Source organism: Rhodovulum sp. P5 (assembly GCF_002079305.1).
Lineage (GTDB): Bacteria > Pseudomonadota > Alphaproteobacteria > Rhodobacterales > Rhodobacteraceae > Rhodovulum.
The window spans coordinates 2,291,605-2,316,817 of record NZ_CP015039.1 but is presented as its reverse complement, the minus strand read 5'-3'; the positions used below and the strand labels follow the sequence as shown (position 1 = coordinate 2,316,817).

15 protein-coding genes, 3 pseudogenes and 1 CRISPR repeat array (1 of these 19 cut by a window edge) are annotated in these 25,213 nt (G+C 62.3%); of the genes and pseudogenes, 13 read left to right on the top strand and 5 right to left on the bottom strand.

What is annotated here, in order from left to right; translation table 11 throughout:
- A CRISPR array of direct repeats spans positions 1-5,440; the repeat unit is 36 nt; unit sequence AGTTTAGCTGTTCAGAATTCGAGGTCCAGCCGCAAC; it reaches 64 nt to the left of the window's first position.
- A 114-nt stretch (positions 5,441-5,554) separates the two neighbouring features.
- Positions 5,555-6,368, top strand: a pseudogene (locus tag RGUI_RS11220) (IS630 family transposase); the annotation flags it as partial.
- Positions 6,369-6,603: 235 nt separating this feature from the next.
- Here the strand turns inward: RGUI_RS11220 and RGUI_RS11215 are convergent.
- Entirely contained in the window at positions 6,604-7,623 is a 1,020-nt protein-coding gene (locus tag RGUI_RS11215; protein WP_081533141.1) for an IS110 family transposase, read from the bottom strand.
- A gap of 65 nt (positions 7,624-7,688) precedes the next feature.
- Between RGUI_RS11215 and RGUI_RS22140 the strand changes: the two are divergent.
- The 9 genes and pseudogenes from RGUI_RS22140 to RGUI_RS11175 all read left to right on the top strand — a co-directional run.
- Positions 7,689-7,859, top strand: a pseudogene (locus tag RGUI_RS22140) (IS630 family transposase); the annotation flags it as partial.
- Positions 7,860-8,151: 292 nt separating this feature from the next.
- Complete coding sequence (locus RGUI_RS11210) at positions 8,152-8,376, top strand: DUF1153 domain-containing protein (protein WP_253798264.1); 225 nt, start codon at positions 8,152-8,154, stop codon at positions 8,374-8,376.
- A 463-nt stretch (positions 8,377-8,839) separates the two neighbouring features.
- The gene (locus tag RGUI_RS22525; protein WP_216640068.1) at positions 8,840-9,313 is read left to right on the top strand and encodes an integrase core domain-containing protein; all 474 of its coding nucleotides are present in this window, start codon (positions 8,840-8,842) and stop codon (positions 9,311-9,313) included.
- A 539-nt stretch (positions 9,314-9,852) separates the two neighbouring features.
- Positions 9,853-10,923: a dipeptidase gene (locus tag RGUI_RS11200; protein ID WP_081533140.1), complete on the top strand. Its 1,071-nt coding sequence runs from the start codon at positions 9,853-9,855 to the stop codon at positions 10,921-10,923.
- Positions 10,924-10,974: 51 nt separating this feature from the next.
- The gene (locus RGUI_RS11195; RefSeq protein ID WP_081533139.1) at positions 10,975-12,570 is read left to right on the top strand and encodes an ABC transporter substrate-binding protein; all 1,596 of its coding nucleotides are present in this window, start codon (positions 10,975-10,977) and stop codon (positions 12,568-12,570) included.
- Positions 12,571-13,629 (top strand): ABC transporter permease, encoded by a 1,059-nt coding sequence (locus RGUI_RS11190; RefSeq protein WP_081533138.1) that lies wholly within the window; start codon positions 12,571-12,573, stop codon positions 13,627-13,629. It begins immediately after the preceding gene.
- Entirely contained in the window at positions 13,626-14,537 is a 912-nt protein-coding gene (nikC, locus tag RGUI_RS11185; protein WP_081533137.1) for a nickel transporter permease, read from the top strand. Before RGUI_RS11190 ends, nikC begins: the two co-directional genes overlap by 4 nt.
- Positions 14,534-15,391 carry an ABC transporter ATP-binding protein gene (locus RGUI_RS11180; protein WP_081533136.1) on the top strand — a complete coding sequence of 286 codons (858 nt, stop codon included), beginning with the start codon at positions 14,534-14,536 and terminating at the stop codon, positions 15,389-15,391. Before nikC ends, RGUI_RS11180 begins: the two co-directional genes overlap by 4 nt.
- Entirely contained in the window at positions 15,388-16,143 is a 756-nt protein-coding gene (locus RGUI_RS11175; protein WP_081533135.1) for an ABC transporter ATP-binding protein, read from the top strand. The genes RGUI_RS11180 and RGUI_RS11175 overlap by 4 nt, the downstream gene beginning before the upstream one ends.
- A 25-nt stretch (positions 16,144-16,168) precedes the next feature.
- On the opposite strand, the gene RGUI_RS11170 is transcribed toward RGUI_RS11175, so the two are convergent.
- The 4 genes and pseudogenes from RGUI_RS11170 to RGUI_RS11155 all read right to left on the bottom strand — a co-directional run bounded on the left by RGUI_RS11170 (position 16,169) and on the right by RGUI_RS11155 (position 21,113).
- Positions 16,169-17,215 carry an ABC transporter ATP-binding protein gene (locus RGUI_RS11170; RefSeq protein ID WP_081533134.1) on the bottom strand — a complete coding sequence of 349 codons (1,047 nt, stop codon included), beginning with the start codon at positions 17,213-17,215 and terminating at the stop codon, positions 16,169-16,171.
- A 34-nt stretch (positions 17,216-17,249) separates the two neighbouring features.
- Positions 17,250-18,463 (bottom strand): annotated as a pseudogene (locus tag RGUI_RS11165) (carbohydrate ABC transporter permease).
- Positions 18,460-19,701, bottom strand: a complete 1,242-nt coding sequence (locus tag RGUI_RS11160; protein WP_081536062.1) for a carbohydrate ABC transporter permease — start codon at positions 19,699-19,701, stop codon at positions 18,460-18,462. Before RGUI_RS11160 ends, RGUI_RS11165 begins: the two are co-directional and overlap by 4 nt.
- 53 nt (positions 19,702-19,754) lie before the next feature.
- Positions 19,755-21,113 carry an ABC transporter substrate-binding protein gene (locus RGUI_RS11155; protein WP_081533133.1) on the bottom strand — a complete coding sequence of 453 codons (1,359 nt, stop codon included), beginning with the start codon at positions 21,111-21,113 and terminating at the stop codon, positions 19,755-19,757.
- Positions 21,114-21,662: 549 nt separating this feature from the next.
- On the opposite strand from RGUI_RS11155, the gene RGUI_RS11150 reads away from it, so the two are divergent.
- From RGUI_RS11150 to ggpS, 3 genes are read left to right on the top strand one after another with little or no spacing between them, the layout of a single operon-like run.
- Complete coding sequence (locus RGUI_RS11150; protein ID WP_081533132.1) at positions 21,663-22,787, top strand: NAD(P)H-dependent glycerol-3-phosphate dehydrogenase; 1,125 nt, start codon at positions 21,663-21,665, stop codon at positions 22,785-22,787.
- Entirely contained in the window at positions 22,784-23,566 is a 783-nt protein-coding gene (locus RGUI_RS11145) for an HAD family hydrolase (protein WP_081533131.1), read from the top strand. Before RGUI_RS11150 ends, RGUI_RS11145 begins: the two co-directional genes overlap by 4 nt.
- Position 23,567: 1 nt before the next feature.
- Positions 23,568-25,070, top strand: coding sequence for a glucosylglycerol-phosphate synthase (gene ggpS, locus RGUI_RS11140; protein WP_081533130.1), 1,503 nt, complete (start codon positions 23,568-23,570; stop codon positions 25,068-25,070).
- Positions 25,071-25,213: the final 143 nt, after the last annotated feature.

Here is a 25,213-nt window from a genome sequence, read left to right as displayed (position 1 = left end):
AAGTTTAGCTGTTCAGAATTCGAGGTCCAGCCGCAACCGAAATGATCGGGTTCGCTGAAATGGGCATAGTTTAGCTGTTCAGAATTCGAGGTCCAGCCGCAACGATCACGGACAGGAAGGCATTGCGGACGACAGTTTAGCTGTTCAGAATTCGAGGTCCAGCCGCAACTCGACCACGTCGTGACGCACGGCGCCCGGGAGTTTAGCTGTTCAGAATTCGAGGTCCAGCCGCAACCATGGACAACGATTTCGGTGGGCTGCCTAAAGTTTAGCTGTTCAGAATTCGAGGTCCAGCCGCAACTCGCGGTCGCGGCGGACGATATCTCGGACGAGTTTAGCTGTTCAGAATTCGAGGTCCAGCCGCAACAGCAACTGGCCCAGGTGCCACGCCTGATCGAGTTTAGCTGTTCAGAATTCGAGGTCCAGCCGCAACGCAACGGGGCAGAGAGCGAGGGGGACGGAAGTTTAGCTGTTCAGAATTCGAGGTCCAGCCGCAACTGATCCACGATCTGTTCACGGCACAATCAGAGTTTAGCTGTTCAGAATTCGAGGTCCAGCCGCAACACCTTCCGGCCCAGGCGCGCGCCCTCCTACAGTTTAGCTGTTCAGAATTCGAGGTCCAGCCGCAACCGCGCATCGTCATAGATCTCGCGCTGTGCAGTTTAGCTGTTCAGAATTCGAGGTCCAGCCGCAACTGGCCCGAACGCGTCGCGCGCGCCCCTTGAGTTTAGCTGTTCAGAATTCGAGGTCCAGCCGCAACTGGCCCGAACGCGTCGCGCGCGCCCCTTGAGTTTAGCTGTTCAGAATTCGAGGTCCAGCCGCAACTTAGCGGGGGGCCTGCACCCCCATCATGGCAGTTTAGCTGTTCAGAATTCGAGGTCCAGCCGCAACTCCGGACAGGATGAAATCGACGGCCGCGGCAGTTTAGCTGTTCAGAATTCGAGGTCCAGCCGCAACAGAGGTCGGTGCCTTTTGCCGCGCTCTGGCAGTTTAGCTGTTCAGAATTCGAGGTCCAGCCGCAACTTTTTCGTACCGGTGACGAAGGTGAAGAACAGTTTAGCTGTTCAGAATTCGAGGTCCAGCCGCAACTCAGGCGGATGAGCTTCGACCCGCCCTCGAGTTTAGCTGTTCAGAATTCGAGGTCCAGCCGCAACGAAGCCCTTCAGTGTGGCGTCCAGCAGATCAGTTTAGCTGTTCAGAATTCGAGGTCCAGCCGCAACCGTCTGGCGAACGACTTCCCCGAGGCCTGCAGTTTAGCTGTTCAGAATTCGAGGTCCAGCCGCAACGTGGCCGAAGGCAACCCGTTTGGTGACCTGAAGTTTAGCTGTTCAGAATTCGAGGTCCAGCCGCAACTCCCGGTGGACGCGGCCGAGGCCGACGATCAGTTTAGCTGTTCAGAATTCGAGGTCCAGCCGCAACGCCCACCCCGCATGGGTCAGCGCGCCGCCCAGTTTAGCTGTTCAGAATTCGAGGTCCAGCCGCAACGATCAGCACGCCAACACTGACGGTGACCGGAGTTTAGCTGTTCAGAATTCGAGGTCCAGCCGCAACCCGCAAAGGCGGCCATCGCTGCCTGCACCCAGTTTAGCTGTTCAGAATTCGAGGTCCAGCCGCAACTCCGTGACCGGCCAACCCTTGTCGGCATCGAGTTTAGCTGTTCAGAATTCGAGGTCCAGCCGCAACGCGCCAGCAACAGGCGCGCGATCCACTTCTAGTTTAGCTGTTCAGAATTCGAGGTCCAGCCGCAACGCCGCAGGTCGCCTTCTGGACGGCAGGGCGAGTTTAGCTGTTCAGAATTCGAGGTCCAGCCGCAACTGTCAGGCTTGTGATGCGTGTTGGTCATTTAGTTTAGCTGTTCAGAATTCGAGGTCCAGCCGCAACAACGCCGCGCGACAGTGTCGTGAGGCAAGGAGTTTAGCTGTTCAGAATTCGAGGTCCAGCCGCAACCCCCTTACGCACAAGAACCACCACCCCCAGAGTTTAGCTGTTCAGAATTCGAGGTCCAGCCGCAACGGTGCGGCCAATGACCCCGTCCGAGGTGCAAGTTTAGCTGTTCAGAATTCGAGGTCCAGCCGCAACTGGCCGGTCCATCCCTGTCGCCAGCAGCTTAGTTTAGCTGTTCAGAATTCGAGGTCCAGCCGCAACTGTCGAGGGGCGCGTTCGCGTCAACGGTGGAGTTTAGCTGTTCAGAATTCGAGGTCCAGCCGCAACGCTGCCGATACACTCCAGCTCGACCGCGTGAGTTTAGCTGTTCAGAATTCGAGGTCCAGCCGCAACACATCCAGCAACTTGATCAACTTTACAAGAGTTTAGCTGTTCAGAATTCGAGGTCCAGCCGCAACGTACCTTTTGGCCGTGGTTTATGTGGGGGAAGTTTAGCTGTTCAGAATTCGAGGTCCAGCCGCAACGCCGACATACGGTTCGTGTTGCAACGCCGGAGTTTAGCTGTTCAGAATTCGAGGTCCAGCCGCAACGCCAGCGGCCTGCCGGACATGTCCGACCCCAGTTTAGCTGTTCAGAATTCGAGGTCCAGCCGCAACAAAAGTCCGCCTTCATCTGGCTGACATTCAAGTTTAGCTGTTCAGAATTCGAGGTCCAGCCGCAACTGGCCAAGGCCGATGCGGGTGCGGGGGGTGAGTTTAGCTGTTCAGAATTCGAGGTCCAGCCGCAACGCCGACATACGGTTCGTGTTGCAACGCCGGAGTTTAGCTGTTCAGAATTCGAGGTCCAGCCGCAACGCCAGCGGCCTGCCGGACATGTCCGACCCCAGTTTAGCTGTTCAGAATTCGAGGTCCAGCCGCAACATTTCCAGGCCCGCCCTGAGCTTCCGAGAGAGTTTAGCTGTTCAGAATTCGAGGTCCAGCCGCAACCGTGCGGTCATCCGAAACGGCTGCCTTGTAAGTTTAGCTGTTCAGAATTCGAGGTCCAGCCGCAACCGCAGCAGTTCCACCATCTCGGCGTCGAGGAGTTTAGCTGTTCAGAATTCGAGGTCCAGCCGCAACGAGGAGCATGCCCGCTTTCACGATCATATCAGTTTAGCTGTTCAGAATTCGAGGTCCAGCCGCAACGGCTTCCTTCATGCCATCATCATCCACCACAGTTTAGCTGTTCGGAATTCGAGGTCCAGCCGCAACCGCCATAGCCAACCGTCATCGTCGCGCGGAAGTTTAGCTGTTCAGAATTCGAGGTCCAGCCGCAACGGCTCGAGCGAGAACGCTTCGAGCGTGAGAGTTTAGCTGTTCAGAATTCGAGGTCCAGCCGCAACGAAGGGCATCGGGGAAATGGTGGCCAACGAGTTTAGCTGTTCAGAATTCGAGGTCCAGCCGCAACATCAGCGGCCCAGGCCACGATATCGTCCACAGTTTAGCTGTTCAGAATTCGAGGTCCAGCCGCAACATGCACGACACCATCGTCGCCATGCGCGAGAGTTTAGCTGTTCAGAATTCGAGGTCCAGCCGCAACTCCCCACCGCCCGTCCCGCTGCCCCTGCCCAGTTTAGCTGTTCAGAATTCGAGGTCCAGCCGCAACTCACCGCTTCGCTCCATCCAGCAGGTGGTCAGTTTAGCTGTTCAGAATTCGAGGTCCAGCCGCAACTTCAACGAACTGATCCTTGAGGCGCAGGCCAGTTTAGCTGTTCAGAATTCGAGGTCCAGCCGCAACGACATGCGCAGCTATTTCCCTGAGCATGGGAGTTTAGCTGTTCAGAATTCGAGGTCCAGCCGCAACCGGTAGGGGATGCCTATGAAGCGGTCCGAAGTTTAGCTGTTCAGAATTCGAGGTCCAGCCGCAACTTGCGGTCATGCCGAAAACCCGCTCCGCACAGTTTAGCTGTTCAGAATTCGAGGTCCAGCCGCAACAAGACGGGATGACGGTGCTTGAGGGGGCTGAGTTTAGCTGTTCAGAATTCGAGGTCCAGCCGCAACGCGGAATATCTGCGGTGGTGGCGGGCGCTGAGTTTAGCTGTTCAGAATTCGAGGTCCAGCCGCAACTCTTCGTCCTGCGCCCACCGACCGGCGCCGAGTTTAGCTGTTCAGAATTCGAGGTCCAGCCGCAACCGTGCCGGTCGAGACCCTGGACCGCATGGAAGTTTAGCTGTTCAGAATTCGAGGTCCAGCCGCAACTTCTTCCAGTGCTTGAGCCCTATCAGCGCGAGTTTAGCTGTTCAGAATTCGAGGTCCAGCCGCAACTCCATCGCATCGGAGAGCTTGCTGGTCGCTAGTTTAGCTGTTCAGAATTCGAGGTCCAGCCGCAACATCGAGGCAAAGTGGGGCCCGCAGCCGGTCAGTTTAGCTGTTCAGAATTCGAGGTCCAGCCGCAACCAGCCCACTCATCGGCTTGTCATCGACCATAGTTTAGCTGTTCAGAATTCGAGGTCCAGCCGCAACGGAAGGAAGCCGAAAACGGCAGTCCTGAACAGTTTAGCTGTTCAGAATTCGAGGTCCAGCCGCAACATTCCGCCCCTTACACGGCCACCAGATCGGAGTTTAGCTGTTCAGAATTCGAGGTCCAGCCGCAACCCTTCGAGGTCTCCGACCATGCCGTGCTGCAGTTTAGCTGTTCAGAATTCGAGGTCCAGCCGCAAACCCGCGGCCCGCGCCCTCTACATGGGCTGTAGTTTAGCTGTTCAGAATTCGAGGTCCAGCCGCAACAGACGACATTGCCATCATCGACACCCGCGAGTTTAGCTGTTCAGAATTCGAGGTCCAGCCGCAACCAGGCCCACCGCGCCGAGTTTCGCAGGCCTAGTTTAGCTGTTCAGAATTCGAGGTCCAGCCGCAACGCCCCGACTGGCAAGATCAGCGCAATCGGCAGTTTAGCTGTTCAGAATTCGAGGTCCAGCCGCAACTCTGCGAGAAGTTGGCCGCAAAACGGCGGCAGTTTAGCTGTTCAGAATTCGAGGTCCAGCCGCAACGGCCAGCAGCACGTCGAGCGCGGCCTCGTTAGTTTAGCTGTTCAGAATTCGAGGTCCAGCCGCAACCGTAGTGGTTGTGCTTCGCGGCCTCGAAAAGTTTAGCTGTTCAGAATTCGAGGTCCAGCCGCAACGAACTGCACCTCCACCCGTTGGCGGAACCCAGTTTAGCTGTTCAGAATTCGAGGTCCAGCCGCAACGCACGCCCGCGAAGCCGTGGGCGAGGAAACAGTTTAGCTGTTCAGAATTCGAGGTCCAGCCGCAACCGTGCCGGGGCAGATGTCCTGCGAGTGATAAGTTTAGCTGTTCAGAATTCGAGGTCCAGCCGCAACCTTGCCGAGAACATGTCCATTGCGCTGGCCAGTTTAGCTGTTCAGAATTCGAGGTCCAGCCGCAACGGGCAGAATGGGCGTTTGAGCGGCCGCAAAAGTTTAGCTGTTCAGAATTCGAGGTCCAGCCGCAACTGCGAAGGTTCCACGATGCAGGCATCTTCACAGTTTAGCTGTTCAGAATTCGAGGTCCAGCCGCAACGTCACCGCCGGTCCGTGGGCGCGACCGGAAAGTTTAGAGCGTCGGCCTTGAAATCTGAATCGGCGGGGTTCTCAGGGGACGGATTTTGTGATTCACCATATGTTGAGGTGGATCATGGGCAAATCGCTATCACTGGACATTCGTGAGCGTGTTGTGGCTCTGGTTGATGACGGCCTTTCTTGCCATGAAGCTGGGCGGCGTTTGCGGATATCAGCAGCAAGCGCTGTGCGGATCATGCAACGCAAGAGGCGAACGGGAGGGGTGAAGGCCGCGCCCCAGGGGCGCCCGCGCGGTAGCAAGCTCGACAGGGTCTCGGACTGGCTCAAATCGCGCGTTGAAGCCGAGCCGGACATCTCTATGCCTGAGCTGGCCGAGGCGTTGAAGCTGGAACACGACCTCACCGCCACTCCGGCGATGCTATCGCGCCATCTGATCCATCGCCTTGGGTTCACATATAAAAAAATCGCTGATCGCGACGGAGCGGCTGCGCAAGCGGGTGCGCGCCGCCAGATACGAGTGGCAGCACCGCCGGATGCCGAGGATGCGGTCTGAGCCGCATCGGCTGGTCTTCATCGATGAAACAGCCGTCACGACCAAGATGACACGGCTGCGGGGCAGGTCCGCCCGCGGCACCCGACTGGAAGCGGATGCTCCCTTCGGCCATTGGCGCGCGCAAACCTTCATCGCAGGTCTGCGGATCGACGAACTCAGCGCGCCCTGGGTGCTGGATGGACCCATGAACCGGGCCGCGTTCGATATCTACATCGAGACCCAACTGGCCCCGACCTTGCAGCCGGGCGATGTGGTGATCGCCGACAACCTGTCGTCGCACAAATCGGCTCACGTGCAGGAGATCCTGAAGTCGCAAGGCAGTTGGCTGCTATTCCTGCCGCCGTACTCGCCCGACCTGAACCCTGTATGGATGGCTCCTGCATGGCAAGGGGTTTGTGAGCTTCCGGCGGCTGGTCGGCTGCGGCCATGTATTCGGCGTCCCGTTGCAGCAAATTTGCTGCGCGCCATGATGAATTTCCGCGTCGGCTGAAGGCTCCCACTCAATCGAACGCGCTCTACGGCGCTTCGGATTCATCGGGGTGTTCCTGTTCGCCGTTTCCGTCAGTTCGCCATCACCTCACGTTGCGCCTTACCATTCCGTCAGACCGGTCTCAGCCGGGCATCGCCCCGAGCCGCGGCCTGTAGCTCGTTCCATCGCGCAGAAGCGCGTAGATCGTCCGCGCCATGCGGTTCGCCAGCGCGATCGCGACGACCCTGGTTTCCTTTGTCGCCAGCTTCCGCGACAGCCAGTCCGTCCCAGGGTTTCGGAGCCTGCGGCGAACCATGATTTGCGCCATAGCGCCCAGGTACAGCAGCCGTCGAATGTAACGGTTGCCCATCTTCGAGATACCGCCGCTTCGGGGCTTTCCGCCTGTCGAATGCTGCTTCGGCGTCAGGCCGAGCCAGGCGGCGTAGTCCCGTGCGGAGCCAAAATTGCTGACATCGGGCGTCGTTGCGGCGATCGCCGTTGCTGTCAGCACGCCCACGCCAGGGATCGATGCCAACCGTAGGCTCACCTCGTTCTGCCGGTGCACCTCCTCGATCTCGTCAGTCAGCCGGTCGATCCGTTCTTGCGTTTCCGCCAGCTGATCGAACAGCGCCTGAAGCGGAAGGCGCGCGGGCTCGGGCACTTTGACCAGTTCCTCTCCCAGGCTCGCGACGCGCTTCGATCCTTTTGCTGTTACGATCCCGAACTCTGCCATGTGGGCGCGGATCGCGTTGCCCACCTGAGTAACTTGCCCGACCAGGAAATCCCGCGCCCGGTGCAGCACGAGCGCCGCGGAGTCCGCCTCGCTCTTCACGGGAACGAACCGCATCGACGGGCGCGTCACCGCCTCGCAGATCGCCTCGGCATCGGCCGCATCCGTCTTGTTGCGCTTGACGTAGGGCTTCACGTAGGACGGCGGCATCAGCCGCACTTCGTGGCCCATCTCTTGCAACTGTCGCCCCCAGTGATGGGCCCCGGAACAGGCCTCCATGCCGATCAGGCAGCCTTGGCGGCCCTCGAAGAATGCCAGAAATTGGCTCCGCCGGAGTTGGCGCCGCACTACGACCTTCCCGTCGTTATCGACGCCATGGACCTGGATGACATTCTTGGCGAGATCGATGCCGGCTGTGTTAACTTCGAACATGGATGGCTCCTCAAGTTGGGACAATGACACCCCATCATGGCGCATCGCGACGCCGGGAGCAGGAGCCATCCACACCATCAATCGAAATGGCATACTCGAAGCTCAAGGCACACCTGCGACGGCTCAAGGCCCGAACTTTCGACGCGCTCTTCCAATCCGTTGCCCAAACCTGCGACCTCTTCCCACCAGACCAGTGCCGAAACCTCTTCAAGGCTGCAGGATATGTTGCAGATTAAATGGACGATGCTCTAGCTGTTCAGAATTCGAGGTCCAGCCGCAACTGGCACGAAAGACGCCACCGCTGCGATGCAAGTTTAGCTGTTCAGAATTCGAGGTGCCCATTCCGGGGTGACCCGCCCCGGGATTCCGGGCCATCCGCCCACCCCCGTGTGCGTTGCTGCGAGGCGATCTGCAGCGGGCTACCGTTCCGGACTTTTTGACCGGGAAGGAGCCATATAAAGGGATTGTACCGACCCAGTGAAATCCTGCTCATGCTACAAGGAGGAAAACGTAGCGACGAGTGGACAATTGGACGACAACATCAAGCGCTGGACGGCGAAGCGTAAATCTGCACTGGTCATCGAGATCATTCAGGGGAAGACGACGGTAGCGGAGGCCAGCCGGACCTATGATCTGGCCCCCTCCGAGATCGAGTACTGGGTGGACGATGCCCGCAAGGGGATGGAGAATGCGCTGCGTGCCAATCCGCTCGATGTGCGCCAGGAATACGAGAAGCAGCTCCGCGATCTGTGAGGCAAGCCTATGGCGAGGCGATGCTGGAACTGCGTGCTCGAAAAAAGTTCCAGGCCCTCATGGTGAGGCATTGAGCCGCCACCGGTTCGAGGCCAATGCCGAACGGAGGACGACAATTGATCCGGACGCTTCATGAGGGCCTGCTTGCTGACGGGATTGCCGTGCCGCTGACCAAGCTCTGTGCGTGGTTCGGTGTGCCGCGCCGGACGGTCTACTACAAGCCGGTGAAGTCGGCCCCGCGGATCGATCCCCGTTTCGCAGAGCCGATCAAGGCGATGATCGAGGAGAACCCGTCGTTCGGGTATCGGACAGTGGCCTGGCTTCTCGGTTTCAACAAGAACACGGTGCAGCGGGTCTTTCAGATCAAGGGTTGGCAGGTTCGGAAACGTCCTGTCGGCGCCCGACCAAGGATCGAGGCCCTTCCCTGGTTGCGACCGCGCCGAACGAGCGCTGGTCTACGGACATGGCCCGTGTCTGGGCCGGCAAGGACGGCTGGGCCACGTTGGCCCTGGTGATGGATTGCCATACGCGCGAGCTCCTCGGCTGGCATCTTTCCCGTTCCGGCAAAGCCACGACAGCGGCCTCCGCCCTTGAGCATGCCCTGATCGCCCGGTTCGGCACGCTTGGCCGTGTCGAAGTCCCGTTCCTTCTGCGGAGCGACAACGGCCTGGTCTTCACCTCGCGAAAATACACGGCGCTCGTTCGAAGCTATGGCCTGCGACAGGAGTTCATCACGCCACACTGCCCACAGCAGAACGGCATGATGGAAAGGCTGATCCGATCCCTGAAGGAGCAGTGCGTGCATCGGCAGCGTTTCGAAAGCCTCGCGCATGCCAGCCGCGCGATCGGCGACTGGATCCAGTTCTACAATCACCGGCGCCCGCACCAGGCGCTTGCCATGCGCACACCTTCAGAGGCATTCAGAATAGCGGCTTAACCTGAGCAGATTCCGCTGGGTCGATACACTGATGGCACCGAGGCCGCCGAGTCCCATTTCCCATCGCCTGCCGTGAACGGTCACGCGCAAGACCCATTGCCCATCCACGGGCGACCGCTCCACCAACCAGAGCCCCGCGCCGTCGGCGTATTTTCCGGGGCCAGAACTCTTCACGAACGCGGCCGAAAGCTTGTGCTTGGCGGGAATTTCTCGTCCCCCTGAGTATCCACCTCTACATATGGTATACCGTGGGCACGAGTGAAACAGCCTGAGACACTTAAGTTACAGTTTTTATGTACTATTCGTCAGTTTTGGACTGGCAGGAAACATCAATAATATTGAGCTTCAATGCTCTTCACCGGCACCACTTCCCACAAGAAGTGACCCCTTATGGACCTGTGTGGCCCGCCCGGGCTGCATGGAACTTGGGCGGATGTCGAGATTGGCCGCAACCAAGCGGGCATCCGTCGCTTTGTGTCTTCACCTTCGGATTTTTTGCTCTAGGCTCCCGCCTGCATGTCAGCCTGTCTGACACATCAATGCGTAGGATTTCAGTGCCGAACCGCAGCGGGCCTGCCGTTTTCGACGGCCACAACGACATTCTGTTCGAGCTTGATCGCGCCGGCGGGCCGCCGGTGGCGGACCGGTTCCTGACCGGGCTTCACACCCATATCGATCTGCCCAAGGCGCGGGCCGGGGGGCTTGGCGGGGGACTTTTCGCGATCTTCGTGCCCTCCGATACCGGTCTCGATCAGGACGACGGGATGCGCCAGGCCGCCTATGATCTGCCCCTGCCGGACCCGGTTCCGCAAGCGCAGGCGCTTTCGACCGTTCTGCGGCAGGCGGCGATCCTCTTCCGGCTGGAGGAGCTGGGTGCCCTGACGCTCTGCCGAAGCGTCGCGGATATCCGGGCCGCGATGGCGTCGGGCCAGATCGCGGCGGTGATGCATATCGAAGGGGCCGAGGCGATCGACCCCGATCTGCACGCGCTCGATCTGCTCTACCGGGCCGGGCTGCGGTCGCTTGGCCCGGTGTGGAGCCGACCGACGATCTTTGGCGAGGGGGTGCCGTTCCGCTTTCCATCGGACGGCGATACCGGCGGCGGCCTGACCGAGGCCGGCATCCGGCTGGTCAAACGCTGCAACGCACTGCGCATCCTTGTCGATGTCTCGCATCTGAACATGGCCGGGTTCTGGGATGTCGCAAAGCATTCGGACGCGCCGATCGTGGCCACCCATTCCAACGCCCATGCAATGACGCCCCATGCCCGCAACCTGACCGATGCGCAGCTTGAAACCATCGCGGCGAGTGACGGGATGGTCGGGCTCAACTTCGCGGCGGCCTTCCTGCGTCCGGACGGGCGAATGGTGGACACCGGGCTTGACGACATGCTGCGGCACCTTGACCATCTGCTGGAAAAACTTGGGGAGACTCGCGTGGGGCTTGGGTCCGATTTCGACGGCGCGACGATCCCATCGGCCATCGGCTCGGCCGCGGGGCTGCCCGTGCTGCGGCAGGCGATGGCCGATCATGGGTTCGGGGACGACTTGATCGAACGGATTTGCCACGGCAACTGGTTACGCGTTCTGGAAAAGACCTGGGGACAATGAAGACCCGCACCGGAGCGTGAACGCAAAGACAACAGGAGAGGACTGAAAACCATGAATGCACTTTCCAAGCTGATGTCCGGCGCTGCGCTGGGCCTGGCCCTGGCGGTCACCGCGATCCCTGCGGGGGCCGAAACGCCCGCCAACATGCTGGTGATCGCCAACCGGATCGACGACATCACCACGCTGGATCCGGCGGAATCCTTTGAATTCGCGGGATCGGATGTCAGCCGCCAGATCTATAACAAGCTGGTCAATTTCGACCCGATGGATCTGGACGCCGGTTATCAGCCCGACCTTGCCGAAAGCTGGGAAGTGTCCGAGGACGGCAAGACCATCACCTTTACCATGCGCGAGGGCGTGACGTTCCACTCCGGCAACCCGGTGACGGCGGAGGATGCGGAGTTCTCGCTGCGCCGGGCGGTTCTGCTGAACAAGACGCCGTCGTTCATCCTGACCCAGTTCGGCTTTACCGCCGACAACGTCGAAGACACGATCCGGGCCGAGGGCAACAAGCTGATCATCACGACGGACAAGCCCTATGCGACGTCCTTTGTGCTGAACTGTCTGACTGCCACCATCGGCGGTATCGTCGACAAGAAGGTCGTGATGGAGCACGAGCAGGACGGCGATATGGGCAATCTCTGGCTCAAGACCAACTCTGCCGGGTCGGGGCCGTACAAGCTGGTGGGCTGGAAACCCAATGAATCTGTGACCCTGACCGCGAACCCCGATTACTATGGCGGCGCGCCGCATCTGGACCGCGTTGTCGTGCGCCACATCCAGGAAAGCGCCACCCAGCGCCTGCTGCTGGAACGCGGCGATATCGATATCGCGCGCGACCTGAACCCCGAAGACGTGGCCGGCGTGATGGACGAAGACGGCATTAAGGTTCAGGACGAACTGAAGGGCCGGCTGATGTATATCTCGGTCAGCCAGAAGCATCCCGAACTGTCCAAGCCGCAGGTGCGGCAGGCGATCAAGTACCTGATCGACTACGAAGGCATGGTGAACAGCTTCCTCAAGGGGCAGTACACCGTTCATCAGAACTTCCTGCCGCTGACCTATCTTGGGTCGGTCAAGGAGAATCCGTTCTCGCTGGATGTCGAAAAGGCCAAGGCGCTGTTGGCCGAGGCTGGGGTCGATGGGATGACGCTGACCGCCGGCGTGCGCGAGGCGCAGGAACGTCTTGAGATCGCGCAGTCCCTGCAGAACACCTTTGCGCAGGCCGGGATCACGCTGAACCTGACGGTCGGCACCGGCAAGCAAATCCTTGGCATGTACCGCGCGCGTGAACTGGACCTGTATGTCGGCGCATGGGGCCCGGATTACCCGGACCCGCAGACCAACGCCTCGACCTTTGCGTGGAACCCCGACAACTCTGATGAGGCCGGGCTGACCGGCGTGCTGGCATGGCGCAACAGCTGGAACCCGGGCGATCTGACCGCGCAGGTCGATGCCGCCGTGGTCGAGAATGATCGGGAAACGCGCGCGCAGATGTATCGCGACATTCAGGCCGAATTCCGCGAGACGTCGCCCTTCGCCATCATTGCCCAGAAGATCGAGCAATCGGCGATGCGCGACAACATCACGAACTTCTCCACCGGTCAGGCGATCACGGCCGCCTCCTACTGGCAGGTCACCAAGTAAGTGGCCCTGACGGAGCAGAAACAGGAAGGGCGCCGCGCGGCGCTCTTCCCCGCTTGGGCGACGAAGACGGGCGTTACGCTGGGATCGATCGCGATCACCATGCTGGGTCTGTTGTTCGTGACCTTCGTGATCGGCCGCGTGATGCCCATCGACCCGGTTCTGGCCGTGGTGGGCGAGCGTGCCACGCCCGAGACCTATCAGCAGGTCTATGACGAAATGGGCCTCGACCGGCCTCTGATCGTGCAGTTCGCGCTGTACCTTTGGGACGTGCTGCATGGCGATTTCGGCATGTCGCTTCTGAACGGCCGCCCGGTGTCGGAAGATATCGCCCGGGTCTTCCCGGCCACGCTGGAACTGGCCACGCTGGGGACGTTGATCGGCGTGGTGGCGGGTGTGCCGCTGGGCGTGATCGCGGCGGTCAAGCGCGGCTCTCTCATCGACCAGATCGCCCGCGTCGTGGCGCTGGTGGGCTACTCGATGCCGATCTTCTGGCTGGGCCTGATGGGCCTTTTGATCTTCTACGGGATTCTCGGCTGGGTTGGCGGGCCGGGGCGGGTCTCGATCTTCTATGCCGATATCGTGCCGCCGGTGACGGGGATGATCCTTGTCGACAGCATCCTTGACCGGAACTGGACGGTGCTGCGCGATGCGTTTAGCCATATCATCCTGCCCGCGTCGCTATTGGGCTATTACAGCCTGGCCTATATCAGCCGCATGACGCGGTCGTTCATGCTGGAACAGTTGAGCGCCGAATATGTCACCACCGCCCGCGTCAAGGGGCTGGGCGAATGGGCGGTGATCTGGGGCCACGCCTTCCGCAACATCCGGGTGCAACTGATCACTGTGATCGCGCTTTCCTATGCGGGCCTTCTGGAAGGGTCGGTGCTGACCGAGATCATTTTCGCTTGGCCGGGCATCGGCAGCTACATCACCACGGCGCTGTTGTCGGCCGACATGAACGCGGTTCTGGGCGGCACGGTGGTCGTTGGCCTCGTCTTCGTCCTGCTGAACGTGTTTTCCGACCTCCTTTACAAGTTCTTCGATCCGAGGGCCAAATGAGCGACACCACAGGCTGGCGCGACTGGCTGCTGACCGACACACCCCATTCGCGGATGCAGGCGCGGCTGGCGAATCTTTATCAGGGCTGGCTGGCCTTCCGCGGCAATCACCTTGCGATGTTCGGCCTCTCGATCCTGATCGCGTTGCTGCTGATGGCGGCCTTTGCGCCGTGGCTTGCGCCCCATGACCCGTTCACGCAGGACCTGACCAACCGGCTGAAGCCGCTGGGGACAGAGGGGCATCTGCTGGGCACCGACAGCCTGGGGCGGGATATCCTGTCGCGGCTGATCTACGGCTCTCGCATCACTCTGTATATCGTTACGCTGGTGGCGCTGATCGCGCCGATTGCGGGCCTGATCGTCGGCACGGTGGCGGGCTATGTGGGCGGCTGGGTCGACCTGATCCTGATGCGCATCACCGATATCTTTCTCGCCTTCCCGCGGCTGGTTCTCGCGTTGGCCTTCGTCGCGGCCCTTGGCGCGGGGATCGAGAACGCGGTGTTGGCCATTTCGCTGACCGCCTGGCCACCCTATGCCCGGATCGCGCGGGCAGAGACGCTGACGATCCGCAATTCCGACTTCATCAGCGCGGTGCGCCTGCAGGGGGCGGGGCCGATCCGGATCGTGACCAGGCATATCTGGCCGCTTTGCATCTCCTCGCTGATCGTGCGGGTCACGCTCGACATGGCCGGCATCATCCTTGCGGCGGCGGGTCTTGGGTTCCTCGGCCTCGGCGCGCAGCCGCCCAGCCCGGAATGGGGCGCGATGATTTCCGAAGGGCGGCGTTTCATCCTTGATCACTGGTGGGTGGCGACCATGCCGGGGCTTGCCATCTTCACCGTGTCGCTGGCCTTCAACCTGCTGGGCGACGGTTTGCGCGACGTCCTTGACCCGAAGAGTGAGAAATGACCGACCTGCTTGACGTGCAAGACCTCTGGGTTCGTTTCCCCACCCGGAAGGGTGTGTTCGAGGCGGTGCGCGGTGTCTCTTTCCGGCTGGGGCGGGAAAGGCTGGGCATCGTGGGCGAGTCCGGCTCGGGCAAGTCGATGACCGGCCGGGCCATCCTGCGCCTGATCCGCCCGCCGGGGCAGGTCGAGGCCGGCCATATCCGGCTGGAGGGCGCGAACCTTCTGGAGAAATCCGAAGTCGAGATGCGCAAGGTGCGGGGAGAGCGGATTTCGATGGTCATGCAGGACCCGAAATTCTCGCTGAACCCGGTGATGAGCGTGGGCGACCAGTTGATCGAGGCCTGGCGCCTGCATGCCAAAGGCTCTCGCGCGGAGGCCCGCGCCAAGGCCATCGAGATGCTGGAGGCCGTGTCGATCCGCGACCCAGAACGCGTGATGCGCGCCTATCCGCACGAGATGTCGGGCGGCATGGGCCAGCGGATCATGATTGCCATGATGCTGTTGCCCGACCCCGACCTGCTGATCGCGGACGAACCGACCTCGGCGCTCGATGTCTCTGTTCAGGCGCAGGTGCTGCAGATCATGGACCGGCTGGTGCAGGATCGCGGCATGGGGCTGATCTTCATCAGCCACGACCTGAACCTTGTGGCGCAGTTCTGCGACAGGGTGCTGATCATGTATGCCGGCCGCGTCGTCGAAACCTGCGAGGCCGGAAAATTGCACGAGGCAAAGCATCCCTACACCCGGGGTCTTCTGAATTCCCTGCCGCGGTTCGATGCGCCGCAAAAGCGGCTAGAGGTTCTGAAACGCGACCCGGCCTGGGCCGCGGCGCCAAGCGTGGGGCCTTCGCAATGACGGCGCTGAGTTTCGACACCCTCAATGTCTGGTTCGGCGAAGGGGTCGACCGCGTCGATGCGGTCAAATCGGCCAGTTTCACCGTGGCGCCGGGGGAAAGCTTCGGGCTGGTGGGCGAATCCGGATCCGGCAAGTCGACCATCCTGCGCGCGCTGACGGGCCTTGCGCCCGACTGGTCGGGGCAGGTGCTGGTCAATGGTCAGCCGATTGGCCGGAAACGCGACCGGTCCTTCTACAAGACCGTGCAGATGGTGTTTCAGGATCCTTACGCCTCGCTCCACCCGCGGCAGTCGGTCGATCAGGTCCTGTCAGAAACGCTGTACCTGCACGGGTTCCGGGATATCGAGCCGCGGATCGAACAACTGCTGAACGATGTGGGTCTGGGCCCGGCGTTCCGGTTCCGGTTTCCGCACCAGTTGTCGGGTGGCCAGCGCCAGCGGGTGGCCATCGCCCGCGCCCTTGCGCCAGAGCCGTCGATCCTGCTGCTGGATGAGCCGACCTCGGCGCTCGACGTCTCGGTGCAGGCCGAGATTCTGAACCTGCTGAGCGATCTCAGGGCCGAGCATGCGTTGACCTTTCTCATGGTGTCCCACGATCTGTCGGTGGTGGCGCATATGTGCGAACGCATCGCGGTCATGCAGGCGGGCGAGATCGTGGAGGTCATGGGGGTGGAGGAGATGCGCGCCATGCAGCCGACCCACCCCTATTCGCAAAGTCTGTTGCAGGCCTCGCTGGGATACAGCCGGGCGTAACACCGCGCGTTCAGCGGCCTGGTGCCTAGATCGCCTGACCGTCCGCACCGAAAAAGGTCAGCCAGTCAGGGTCGAAGGCAAGGCCGACGGCCTGGCCCACGGCAACATCTGTCGTGCCGGTCGTGCGGACGGTGACGCGGCCAAGCGGCCCGCAATCGACCACCACGAAGCAGTCGGCGCCGAGATATTCCACCACGTCGACGGTGCCGTCGCAGTGCCCGGTGCCCACCTCGGCAATGGCGATATGTTCGGGGCGGATGCCCAGATGCACCGCGGCCCCGGCGCCGTTATAGGGCCCGCCGCGGCCCCTCTCGATCCGCCAGGTCTGACCCTCCACCGTGCAGGGCAGGATGTTCATCTTGGGGCTGCCGATGAATTGCGCCACGAACAGGTTGGCCGGCGTCTCGTAAAGCGCGCGCGGCGTGCCCACCTGTGCGATCTGCCCCGCCTCCAGCACCACGATCCGGTCGGCCAGCGTCATCGCCTCGACCTGGTCATGGGTGACATAGATCATCGTGGTGTCCAGCGCCTGATGCAGCTTGGCGATTTCATAGCGCATCTCGACCCGAAGCGCGGCGTCGAGGTTGGACAGCGGTTCATCGAACAGAAAGGCCGTGGGTTCGCGCACGATGGACCGGCCGATGGCGACGCGCTGGCGCTGCCCGCCCGACAGGTCCTTGGGCCGGCGGTCGAGATAGGCGTCAAGCTTCAGGATCTCGGCCGCATGGCCCACCTTGGCGTCGATCTCGGCCTTCGGCGCGCCGGCGGTTTTCAGCGAAAACCCCATATTTTCGCGCACCGACATATGCGGGTAAAGCGCGTAGGACTGGAACACCATGGTCAGGCCCCGCCGCGCCGGGGGTTGGTCGGTCACGTCCCGCCCGTCGATCTCGATCACCCCGCGAGAGGTATCTTCCAGCCCGCCGATCATTCGCAGAAGCGTGGACTTGCCGCAGCCGGACGGGCCGACGAACACGACGAATTCGCCCGCCTCGATCGCCAGGTCGATGCCCTTGATGACCTGCACCTCGTCGAACCATTTTTCGACGGCCCGCAGCGTTATCGCGCCCATTCTGTCCCCCTGTCTGTGGCTGCCATGCCCGCCTTCATCCCTTCACCGACCCGGCGGTCAGGCCCCGCGTCATGAACCGTTCCAGCCCCAGGAACAGCACCATCACCGGCACCGTCGCGATCACCGCCCCGGCCATCAGGTGCTGGCGCGGGATCTCGGACGAATTCAGCATCGTCACCCCGCGGGTCAGGGTGAATTTCGACGGATCGTCCAGCAACATGAAGGCCAGCAGGAACTCGTTCCACGCGATCATGAAGACATAAAGCGAGACGCTCGCCAGCGCGGGCAGCGACAGCGGCAGCGTGATCTTCCAGATCACCTGCAGGCGCGACAGCCCGTCCATCAGCCCGGCCTCTTCCACCTCTGCCGGCAGGCCGCGGAAATAGCCCTGCAACATGTAAAGCGCGACCGGGATCGTGGTGACGGGATAAATCAGCACGATACCGATGATCGTGTTGCGCAAGCCGCTCATCGAGAAGCCGATATAGATCGGCAGCGCCAGAACGATCATCGGCACCATGTAGATCAGCAGGATCGAGCGGGAGAACAGCTTTCGCCCCGGAACCGCAGGCGCGCCACGGCATAGGCGCCGGGGACGCTGAACATCAGCGTGATCAGAACCGTCAGGACAGAGACGTAGAACGATGTCCAAAGGTAACTGCCGAACCGGAAGTCGCGGAAAAGCTCGATATAGGATCGGAACAGTTCGGCCCCGCGGGTGAGGTCGATGGAGAAATCCAGCGGGTTCTGCAAAAGCGCGCCCTGCGATTTCAGGCTGGTCATCACCATGACGTAGAACGGGATGATCACCAGCGCGGCAAAGACCACCAGCCCCGCGCGAAACAAGAAGCCGCTGATCGCGGCCTCGGCCTCGTGCCGCGTGGCGGGCCCGGCGGGCAGGCCGCGCAGCATGGGGACAAGCGGCAGGGCACTGCCCAGCCCCAGCATCGCCGCGCCTGCCCCGAAGGCCACCGCCCCGACCCCGGCCCCGGTCACGATGGGCGCAAGGGGCGTCAGCATCAGCGCGCCCCCAAGGATCACGCCCACAATGGCAACCAGAACCCGCGGCCAGCCCCGCAGGGTCAAAAGCGCAAGTGCCACCCCCAGCACCACACAGCCGATCCCCCCTGGCCGAAACGCCGCGCCGGTGGTGAAGGACAGGCCGACCGACACGACTATCGCGACCAGGAACGCCCACACCACCGCCAGGACCGGCGCGATCACCAGGCCGTTTCGAAGCCGCCTCATAGCCCTTCCTCCCGGCTGACGAAGCGGAAGAAGAAAACCGAAAAGAGCAGCAGACAGGCGAAGATCACCACCGCCACCGCGGCGCCGGCCCCGATATTCGACACGGCGAAAGCCTGTTCATAGACATTCACGGTCAGCGTGCGCGTGCCCGCATTGCCGCCGGTCAAAAGGAAGATGTCGTCGAACTTGTTGAAGGTCCAGATGAAGCGCAGCAGGAACAGCACGCTGAGGATTCCCAACAGCATCGGCAGCGACAGATACCAGAATTTCTGGAAGGGCGAGGCGCCGTCCATATCGGCGGCTTCATACATATCGGTGTCGATCGACTGCATCCGGGCGAGGATGAACAGGAAGGACAGCGGGAAATAGCGCCAGACCTCGAACACGATGACCATGATCAGGGCCAGCGGGCGCTGGCCGAAGAAATTGATCGGCTCTGCAATCACCCCCATCTGGATCAGCAGCGCATTGGCAGAGCCCGAGAATGGATCGAACAGCGTCACCCATGTGAACGCCACCGCGATCACCGGGGCGACATAGGGAAACAGGAACAGGCCCCGCAACACGCCCTTGCCGCGAAAGCTCTCGTTGAGAAGAAGCGCTGCAAAGAGCCCCGCGACCAGCGCGCCGAGCGTGCCGAAGACGGTGTAGACGATCGTCACCCAAAGCACCTGCCAGAACTCTGCCGCGCTGAAGATCGCGGTGAAGTTCTGAAAGGTGAAGCTGGTATTGGTCAGGATATTCTCGGCCCGTCCGGTGATCCGGGGCGGGCTGTCCCCCGGCGCGCTGTCATTGGTGAAAAAGCGCGCTTCGGCCACGACCCCCACGCGCAGCCGGTCACGATGCCCGCCGTCCCAGTCGCCCAGATCGCAGGAGAGCACCCGGCCATCCAGCCGGCACATGTCGGGCAGATCGGTGACGGTCAGGCCATCGGGCAGCGTATCGGTCAGCCGGACATCGTGGATCGGCTGGTCCTGGCTGGAATTGCGCAAGCGATAGTCCAGCCGCCCGGCATCGCCCGCCGCCTCGGGCGCGCGAAAGCTTTCGCGGACCACGGGTTGCGTCGGGCGCAGATCGGCAAGGCCCACGGGTTTGACGCTGATCCAGAACACGGCCAGCAGCGGCAGGAGGACCACCAGCGCAACGATGCTGACCGTGGGCAGCAACATGCCCCAGGCCAGCCGTGCCTCGCGCCGGGCAAGCGCGCCCCGCATGTGTGGCGGGCTGGGTGGCGTCACGAACGGGGATTGTGGCCGGGCACGGCCAGCGCCGCGCCCGGTGTCGCCGGTCGTCACTGGATCTTCGCAAGCTCGGCGTTCAGCGCCTCGACTGTCGCCGTCGCGTCCCGCGCCCCGTCGATATATTCGCGCACCAGCCGGTTGATGACCTGCGTGTTGAGGATGCGGGAGGCCAGCGCAAGCTGCCCCTCCTTCACGCCCCAGCGCTGCGCCACGTCAAGCCCGCCGACGATCCGGTCGATCACGTCCTGCGCATAAAACTCTGACAGGGGGGCCTTGCGGTCGACCCCGACCGGCAGGCTGGCCCAGGCCTCGACGAAACTGGTATCGCCCGGCGCGGTGCCCCGGCGCACCGGGAACTTGCCCTCGGGCGCGATGGACAGCGTCTGCATGTACCCCGCGCCCATCGAGTATTCGACGAACCTGATCGCGGCGTCGATATCGGCGTCGACCGTGATCCCGAAGAAATTGGTTGCAGACCACGCCGCGCCGTCGGGGTTCGACGGGCCTGCAAAGGTGGTCACGATGCCCGTCTTCTCGGCCAGTTCGGGTGAGGTCGGATCGTCGTTGATCGTTGGCGGTGCGCTGTCGCGCAGCCCCGCCAGTTCATCCAGGATGAAGGGCGACCAGATGATCATCGCGGCCTTGCCCGCGAAATAGACCTCCCGCGATTGCTTCCAGTAGAGCTCACCCGGCGGGGAGGCCTCTGCGATGGCCTTGTAGAATTCGAGCACCTCGGTCGTCTTCGCCATATCCAGCGGCACGAACCCGTCTTCGTCCACCGGGCTGAGCCCGTTGGCAAGGAAGACATGTTCCAGCACCTGGCTCATGAATGCCTCGTCCACCTTGGTCGCGGCGACAAAGCCGTACATCTCGGGCGGGGAATGCAGCGTCTCGATCGCGGCCAGCACATTGGCATAGGTGGTGGGCGGGGCCAGCCCGGCGGTCTCGAACAGGTCCTTGCGATAGAGGATCATCTGGGTCCAGCCGTCCGCCGGAACCGCGGCCCAGCCATCCTCGAACGCGGCCATCTCCATCGGTCCCTCGGCGAAGGTTGTGGGATCCAGCGCCTCGATCACCTCTGCCGCGGCCTCGGGGTCAAGGATACCGGCCTCCACCCAGGGCAGCGCGTAGGACAGCGGGTGATAGATCACGTCCGGCAGATCGCCCGCGGCAAAGGCGGCGGTCGCCCGCGTACCAAGCTCGGACTCGGTCACCGGGATGACCTCCACCGAGATCCCGGTTTCCACCTTGAAGGCTTCGGCCATCTCCTGCTGCTTGGCCAGCCGGTCGGGCTGTTCTTCCATGGTCCAGAACCGGATGTCCTGTGCCAGACCCGGTGCTGCGGCCGTGACGGAGACCAACGCCGCAAGTGCGAGCCGAGACAAACCTTTCCTCTCGAAAACTGTCATGAGTCCAGAAATCTCCCTGTCTTTTCTTGTCGTGCAAGTTGGTCGAAGGGTCGGCCAAGACCGCTTGGCGTGTCAAGGTCGCTCGGCACGCGGGTGTGGACGGGGGGCTTGCTTGGTTTCGTGATGACGCGATCCATGCGTCGGTCATCCCGACTTTGCTTGCGCAGCATTTGTTTGGATTGGATGGCGCTTTGTCTATCTAAGCAAATACGTGCGCCAGAGCCCCGTATTTCCCCTGCATTTGAAACGTTTTTGAGCATATCGCGTCCCCACCCTATTGCCTGAAATTCGGGCATACCGCCTAATTACTACGTATACCGAAGCATATCTTACCCCAATATGGGCGTTCGGCGGTGCTGCAGGGCAGCGTGGACTTGAAGCCTGCGCTTTCAGACTTAGCCTTCAAGACACACGCAACAGAACCCCGTCCGACCCGGCACATCGCCGTCTGGTCCAACGGCGGGATGACGCGGGCCGCACCTTCGGTCTGCCCGGTCGAACGACGCTTGTTCGGCTGGCAATCGCAACGTCGAGAAACACAGGATCGCAATGAAAGATACGCTCGCGCCCAGGTCTCCATCCCATTCCTACAAGCGTATTGCCGTCCTCGGCGCGGGGTCGTGGGGGACAGCGCTGGCCGCGGTGCTGGCCCGAAACGGCTGTGCTGTCCGGTTGTGGGCGCGCCGCGAGGCGTTGGCGGCCACGATCAATGAGACCGGGCAGAACCCCGATTACCTGTCCGGCATCGACCTGCCCGACGGGATCGTCGCAAGCGCCAGCTTGTCCGACGTCTTGCAGGGGGCCGAGGCCGTGCTGTTCGTCACACCATCGGCGAGCCTGCGCCCGATGTGCCGGGCCGCGGCGCCGCACCTGCCGCCGGGCATTCCGGTCGCGCTGTGCGCCAAGGGGATCGAGCGCAAGACCGGCCTGTTGCTGTCCGAGGTGGCGAGTGACGAATTGCCCGGCCACCCCGTCGGCGCGATCTCGGGCCCGACCTTTGCCCGCGAAACCGCGCTCGGCCATCCCACGGCGGCGACGGTTGCCTTCCCCTTCACCTATGCCGACCGGCTGGACCCGCATGCCAGCCCCGCGGCCCGGCTCGCCATGTCGCTCAGCGGCGGGGGGTTCCGCCCGTATGTCTCCGACGACCTTGTCGGGGTAGAGGTCGGCGGGGCCGTCAAGAACGTGATCGCCATCGCCTGCGGGATGATGTCGGGCGCGGGCTTTGCGGAAAATACCCGCGCGGCGCTGATTGCCCGCGGCATGGATGAGATGAAGCTGCTGGCCGAGGCGTTGGGCGGCAAGCGTGAAACCGTCACGGGCCTGTCCGGCGCGGGCGATCTGACGCTGACCTGTTCATCCGCCACCTCGCGCAACATGTCGCTGGGCACCCAGCTGGGGCAGGGACTTGCACGAGAGGCCTGTTTCGACGGCCGCCCGGTGGTGGTCGAGGGCGAGGTGAACGCCCGTTCGGTGATCGACCTTGCCCGCCGTATCGGCGTTCCGATGCCGATCTGCGAAACGGTCAACGCCGTTCTGCATGAAGGCGCCGATCTGGAACGCAGCTTCTCCGACCTCTGGACCCGGCCGATCGAGGCCGAACCGCGCGCGCTCGACCTCTCGTTCGACCATCCCGCCCCGACCGTTCCCCTGCCTTTCGGAGCCACCGCATGAATATCCAGACCAAGCTTTTGCCGCCGCTTTCCGACCGTCAGTTCGTTCTTGCCACGGATCTGGACGGGACCTTCCTTGGCGGGGCCGAGGCCGACCGGCGTACGCTCTACAACTGGATCGAGGACAACCGCGTCAGCATCGGGCTGATCTTCGTCACCGGCCGCGATCCCGACTTCATCATGGAACTGTGCAGCCAGCGCGGCCTGCCCTGGCCGGACTATGTGGTGGGCGATGTCGGCACCACGATTGCCGAGGTCGTGCCGCGCCATGCCATCACCCCGATCCCCGCGCTTGAGGCGGATATTTCCGACCGCTGGGGCGACAAGGGCGACGCGGTGCGCGAGACGCTGGACGGACATCCCGGCCTGTCGCTTCAGCCGACGGCGTTCCGCCACCGGGTCAGCTTCGATCTGGACGCTGGCACCTATTGCGCGACGGCCGAGGACAAGATCGAACGCCTCGGCCTTGACTGGCTGATTTCGGACAAGCGGTTTTTCGACGTGCTGCCCAAGGGCGTGTCCAAGGGGCCGTCGTTGAAGCGTCTCATCGCCCATCTGGGCATCCCGCAGGCGCGGGTGCTGGCAGCGGGCGATACGCTGAACGATCTCTCGATGCTTGAATGCGGGTTGAACGCGGTGGCGGTTGGCAATTCCGAAAGCGCCCTGCTCGACCGCCTTCGCGGCCTCGACCACGTCTACACCGCCCGCGCCCATGGCGCGGCCGGCATCATGGAGGCGATCAACGCCTTCGCCCTTCACGACAACCCTACAGGAGCCTGAAATGCCCTCGAATCTCGTCATCGTCTATCACCGGCAGCCCTATGAGGAGGTGGAAGTCGATGGAAAGATCGAATTCCGCGAGAACAAGAGCCCCAACGGCATCGTGCCGACGCTGAAAAGCTTTTTCGGCCGGTTCGAAAGCGGGTCCTGGGTCGCCTGGAAACAGGCGGAGGACCCCTCCAACCCCGATTTCGACCGGGTGGTGGAAATCGACGACCAATACGGAAAATACACCGTGTCGCGCCTGCCGCTGACGGCGGAACAGGTGAAAAGCTTCTACCACGTCACCTCGAAAGAGGCGTTCTGGCCGATCCTGCATTCCTTCAAGGAACGCTATAACTACGACCCCGTGGACTGGCCGACGTTCCGAGAGGTGAACTGGGCCTTTGCCGAGGCTGCGGCGGCCGAGGCGGCCCAGGGTGCCGTGGTCTGGGTGCATGACTACAACCTGTGGCTGGTGCCGGGCTATCTGCGCACCCTGCGACCGGACGTGAAGATCAGTTTTTTCCACCACACGCCCTTCCCGGCGGCCGACACGTTCAACGTGCTGCCCTGGCGCAAGGAGATCCTTGAAAGCCTGCTGGCCTGCGATGTCGTGGGCTTCCACATCCCGCGCTATGTGTCGAACTTCGTCTCGGCCGCGCGCAGTCTGCTGGATGTCGATGTCGCCGCGCGCCAGAAGGTCGACCCGGAATTCGCGGCCGAGGTCACGGCCCTGTCGGAACGCAGCGTGCCGACCCTTCTGAACTATGACGGGCGTCAGATCGCGGTGCAGGCCTCGCCCGTTGGTGTCGATGCCGATTATATCGACAGCATTGCCCGGCGCGAGGAAACCGCGACCCGCGCCGCCGAGATCCGCGCCGATCTGGGTGAGGCGCAGCTGATCCTTTCGGTCGGGCGCACCGATTACACCAAGGGCGGGATCGAACAGCTGTCGAGCTATGAGCGGCTTTTGGAAAGCCGCCCCGACCTGCGCGGCAAGGTGCGCCTGATGCATGTCTCGGTGCCCGCCAACCGCAACATGACGGTCTATGAAAACATCCAGACCGAGATCGAACAGATGGCCGGCCGCATCAACGGACGGTTCGGCACGCTTGACTGGCAGCCCATCGCGCTGATCAGCCGGGCCATCCCGTTCGAGGATCTGGTGGCCTATTATCGCGCCGCCGATGTCGCCTGGATCACACCGCTTGCCGACGGGATGAACCTGGTCTGCAAGGAATTCGCCGCGGCCCGCGTCGATGGCGATGGCGTGCTGGTGCTGTCGGAATTCGCGGGCGCCGCGGTCGAGATGGGATCGGCGCTTCTGACCAACCCGTTCTCGCATCGGTCCATGGACAGCGCGATTTCACAGGCGCTGGAGATGCCGAAGGAAGAACGACGCGACCGGATGGCCGCCCTGCGCGACGGCGTGCATCGCTATGACATCCGCTTCTGGGCGGAACACCAGATGCAGGCGTTGGCCGGTCCTTCGGGCACGGGCCAAACCCGCCCGGCCGCCTGAGCCAGCCGACGCGCCGACACCGATAATCGGGAGGGGGAACGGCCCGGCCGCGCCCCTCCATCCTGCCGCCGCATGATCTTGTCCGGGACACCGGACGAGACGGGCATGCGTTGCGTCCAAGGCAGGGAAACAGACCAAGACGA

Coding starts and splice junctions, on each gene's coding strand:
- RGUI_RS11200 (WP_081533140.1), top strand. CDS start 9,853: ATGCGTAGGATTTCAGTGCCGAACCGCAGCGGGCCTGCCGTTTTCGAC.
- RGUI_RS11150 (WP_081533132.1), top strand. CDS start 21,663: ATGAAAGATACGCTCGCGCCCAGGTCTCCATCCCATTCCTACAAGCGT.
- RGUI_RS11175 (WP_081533135.1), top strand. CDS start 15,388: ATGACGGCGCTGAGTTTCGACACCCTCAATGTCTGGTTCGGCGAAGGG.
- RGUI_RS11155 (WP_081533133.1), bottom strand. CDS start 21,113: ATGACAGTTTTCGAGAGGAAAGGTTTGTCTCGGCTCGCACTTGCGGCG.
- RGUI_RS11215 (WP_081533141.1), bottom strand. CDS start 7,623: ATGTTCGAAGTTAACACAGCCGGCATCGATCTCGCCAAGAATGTCATC.
- RGUI_RS11145 (WP_081533131.1), top strand. CDS start 22,784: ATGAATATCCAGACCAAGCTTTTGCCGCCGCTTTCCGACCGTCAGTTC.
- nikC (WP_081533137.1), top strand. CDS start 13,626: ATGAGCGACACCACAGGCTGGCGCGACTGGCTGCTGACCGACACACCC.
- RGUI_RS11180 (WP_081533136.1), top strand. CDS start 14,534: ATGACCGACCTGCTTGACGTGCAAGACCTCTGGGTTCGTTTCCCCACC.
- RGUI_RS22525 (WP_216640068.1), top strand. CDS start 8,840: ATGGCCCGTGTCTGGGCCGGCAAGGACGGCTGGGCCACGTTGGCCCTG.
- ggpS (WP_081533130.1), top strand. CDS start 23,568: ATGCCCTCGAATCTCGTCATCGTCTATCACCGGCAGCCCTATGAGGAG.
- RGUI_RS11170 (WP_081533134.1), bottom strand. CDS start 17,215: ATGGGCGCGATAACGCTGCGGGCCGTCGAAAAATGGTTCGACGAGGTG.
- RGUI_RS11195 (WP_081533139.1), top strand. CDS start 10,975: ATGAATGCACTTTCCAAGCTGATGTCCGGCGCTGCGCTGGGCCTGGCC.